At 70.6% G+C, this 3,800-nt stretch carries 3 protein-coding genes; all 3 read left to right on the top strand.

Annotation, left to right across the window (positions count from 1 at the left end):
* The first annotated feature begins 197 nt into the window (after nucleotides 1-197).
* The 3 genes from ACWDCZ_RS39255 to ACWDCZ_RS39265 all read left to right on the top strand — a co-directional run bounded on the left by ACWDCZ_RS39255 (nucleotide 198) and on the right by ACWDCZ_RS39265 (nucleotide 3,731).
* Nucleotides 198-497, top strand: a complete 300-nt coding sequence (locus ACWDCZ_RS39255; RefSeq protein ID WP_143204551.1) for a hypothetical protein — start codon at nucleotides 198-200, stop codon at nucleotides 495-497.
* 268 nt (nucleotides 498-765) lie between these two features.
* Entirely contained in the window at nucleotides 766-1,308 is a 543-nt protein-coding gene (locus tag ACWDCZ_RS39260) for a hypothetical protein (RefSeq protein WP_449818462.1), read from the top strand.
* 647 nt (nucleotides 1,309-1,955) lie between these two features.
* Nucleotides 1,956-3,731 (top strand): trypsin-like serine protease, encoded by a 1,776-nt coding sequence (locus ACWDCZ_RS39265; RefSeq protein ID WP_449818463.1) that lies wholly within the window; start codon nucleotides 1,956-1,958, stop codon nucleotides 3,729-3,731.
* The last annotated feature ends 69 nt before the right edge of the window (nucleotides 3,732-3,800 follow it).

A 3,800-nucleotide genomic window follows, 5' to 3' on the forward strand; every position in this document is an offset into this window, starting at 1 on the left:
TTTTTGTTTTTTTTTTTTTTTGGGTGTTTTTTTTTTGGGCTTTTTTATATGTGGGGGTGGGCCCCCGGGTGCCGACGCGGGCTCCACAGCCGGAACGAGGGGGGTGTGCGGTGTATCCGTTGGGGCTTGGTGTCGTTTCGTGGTGGTGGCTCGCGATTCTGGCGACCGCGGTGTTCTGGGCGGTCCTGGTACCGGGAATGCCCACGCGCACGCACCGGATCAGCATGGCGCTGGCGCCGGCCGCGATGGTGGTCTTCGGCCTCGGCAGCTACTACGCGAAGCACATGGACGCGGCCGCGGTGCTCGCCATGTACTCGTTCGCGGTGGTGGCCTTCCCGGTGGGAATGGTCGGCCACCGCAGGAAGTTCGCGCAGCGCCTGATGGAGGCGAAGGAGAGGGGCGAGTCGGAGGACAACACGTGGCCGCCCGCCATGATGGCGCAGGTCTTCGTGTCCTTGGTCGTCTTCGGGACCGCGGCGATCTGGACCACCCGGTAGCGGCTCGGTCCACGGCTCACCCGCACGCGACAACCTTTTCCCCGGACATATGGGCCGTATACGAACATGGCGGAATTCCAGATGCTTCCGAAGCGGGAAACGATCTTCCGGAAGTCGACCCGCTCGTGATAGCAATGGTGCCGGTCGGGGCCGGGGGTGGCCGGGGGTGGCCGGAAACGCCATTCGACCAGGTCGCCGGTACGTGCACCGACTCGGCAGGTCCGCTGCGAACCAGCAGCAATTGACGGCTAATCAGGGGGTTTTATTCATGCGTTCCATCACCAAGATGGTCATCGTCGGCGCGGTCGCCGGCACGGTCGCGGTGTCCGGCGTCGTGGGCGCCGTCGCGGCTGACCGCAGCGCCGCCGCGCCCGGCGGCACCGCCGCCGCTCCGAAGGCGCTGACCGCCGACGACACTCCGCCGCCGGCCGTGGAGGACTTCGCCTACCCCGGCGCGGACCAGATCTTCGCGGACCGTGGCATCCGGCTGAAGAGCGGTGACGGCCACATCGTCCTCGTGCCCTGCGCCCCGAGTCTGCTGGAGGTCGACGCCCGGAACATGGCGGAGACCGACAAGGTCGGCGGCGGCCGCTTCTGCTTCACCACCACCGGCACGTCCGGTCGGCTCAGCCTGGAGCTGCCGTCGACCTACGCCGTCTCCACCTCCGACTACTCCGTCCACGTGGTCATGGTGAACGGCACCGAGACCAAGATCCACGACCTGAAGCCGAACACCTGGAACAAGGTCGGCGAGCTCACCGACCCGCAGCAGCGCCCGTTCACCCTGCTGGAGCTCACCACCTCCAAGTGAGGTTCCGATCAGGCGGTTTGACGCACGCCTGATCCCCCGGCCCCGGCCCCGCCGCGTGAGTGGCGGGACCGGGACCAGCGGGACCCGAACCATCCGAGCGACCCGCATCGCCGCGGCCCGCGAGCGGTGCGCACGCCCTCCGCGTCCACCCCGCAGACGGCGGCCGACTCCACGAAGTCCACTGGGGCCGCACAGCGGGACTCCGAGCGCCAGGATGCCGAACGGCCGGGCCTGCGCTGCGAGTTCCTCGGCAGCCGGCTGCCGTCGCTCGGCGGTGGGCCACCGGCCGCACAGGCCGGCGAGCCGGTGCAGGCCTGCCGCTCGTGCCGCTCCAGGCCACCGAGCGGGTGCAGGGCGACGGCCTGGCGGCCCGTCAGAGGCCGCACGATCGCGGACTCCATCGGACGCGGGCGGCTCACTCGTCCCCGGCCTCGGCGACCACGGGCCCGAACTGCCGGGTCAGCCTCACCGCTGACCTGCCCCGCAGGCCCTGCGCGCTCCAGGACAGCGCTTCGCGATCGTCGGCGAAGACGCCGGCGGGAAACCCGCCGGACCACGTCGGACCGATCGCTACCCGAATTCACCTCTTATCGTTGGGAACCCTGTTCATGCCTCGCAACTCCTCGCCCCGCTCCCGACGAGCAGGCGTGCTGGTAGCGGCCGCGGCCGCGGCCGCCGGCACGATGACCTCCTTCACCCCGGCCGGCGCGGTGACCGGCGACGCCGCCGCCGACGGCTCGTACGCCTACACCGCCCGGATCGTCGTCGGCGACGCCCTGCGCGGCTGCACCGGCACGCTGGTGGACCACTACTGGGTGCTGACCGCCGCGTCCTGCTTCTCCGACGACCCCGCACAGCCGCAGACGCTGGCGGCCGGCGCGCCGAAGTGGAAGACGACCGTCACGGTGGGCGCCAAGTCCGCCGACGTGGCCGAGCTGGTGCCGCGGCAGGAGCGCGACCTGGTGATGGCCCGCCTGGCCACCGCCGTGGACGGCATCACCCCGCCGGCGTTCGCCACGACCGCCCCCACCTCGGGAGAGAACCTGCGGGTGGCCGGGTACGGCCGCACCAAGGACGAGTGGGCCCCGCTGAAGCCCCACACCGGCTCCTTCACCCTCGGCACCGTGAGCGCGACCGGCATCAGCGTCACCGGCACCGGCGGCGCGGCGGTCTGCAAGGGCGACACCGGCGCCCCCACGATCCGCGAGACGGGCGGCAAGTCCGAACTCGTCGCCGTCGCCTCCCGCTCCTGGCAGGGCGGCTGCCTCGACACCCCGGCCACCGAGACCCGCACCGGCGCGACCGCCACCCGCGTCGACGACCTCGGCGGATGGGTCTCCTCGACCGTGGCCGCCGGCGGCGTGTCGGTCAAGTCGGACACCAAGCTGACCTCCGGGCAGTCGATCGTCGGCGCGGACCTGAAGCTGACCATGCGGCCGGACGGCGACCTGGTCGTCACCCACAAGCAGGTCGACAACGGGATCCTGTGGTCGAGCGGGACTTCGGGCAACAACGGCGCCTGGGCGTACATCCAGCCGGACGGCAACCTCGTCGTCTACAAGAGCGACGGCAACCCGGCCGCCGGCACCGGCGCCCTGTGGGCCTCCGGCACCTGGGGCCAGAACGGCGCGTTCCTCAAGCTCCGGAACGACGGCAACGTGGCCATGGTCAAGGCCGACGGCAGCTCCGTCCTGTGGTCCGCCGGCACCATCCGCCTGGACCAGAAGCTGAACAGCGACACCAAGATCAAGCCCGGTCAGTGGTTCCAGTCGCAGACCGCCGTGGTCGAGATGCAGGCGGACGGCAACCTGGTCCGCTACCGCCGCGCCGACGCCGAGCCCACCTGGAACACCAACACCTCCGGGAACAAGGGGGCGTGGGCGTACGTGCAGACGGACGGCAACTTCGTCCTCTACAAGAGCGACGGCAACCCGGCCGCCGGCACCGGCGCCCTGTGGGGCTCCAACACCTGGGGCCAGGGCGGCGCGTTCCTCAAGCTCCAGGACGACGGCACCTTCGCGCTCTACAAGAAGAACGCCGCCGAGACGGTCGCCAACACCGTCTGGAGCGCCACCACCTTCCGCTCCGGCACCCAGCTCGTGGCCGGCCAGCAGGTGTACGCGAAGACCACCCGCCTGGCCATGCAGTGGGACGGTGACCTCGTCCTCTACCGCCTCAGCGACAACGCGGTCCTGTGGCACAGCAACACCGCCGGCAACGGCAACGCCTTCCTCCGGATCCAGCCCGACGGCAACGCCGTCGTCTACACCTCGGACGGCAGCCGCAGCCTCTGGGCCTCCGGCACCTTCTGGTCGGCGGGCGCCTTCCTGAAGCTCCAGGACGACGGCAACCTCGTCGTCTACAAGGCCGACGGCGGCGAAGGCATCGGCAACGCCATCTGGTCCACCAACACCTTCGCCTGATCCCGGGCCCGCCTGTGCGGTGCGGGCGCGCCTCCGGTGCCGGCTCCGGCGGTCACGGCTCCCGTCCTC

The organism is Kitasatospora sp. NPDC001225, assembly GCF_053597855.1.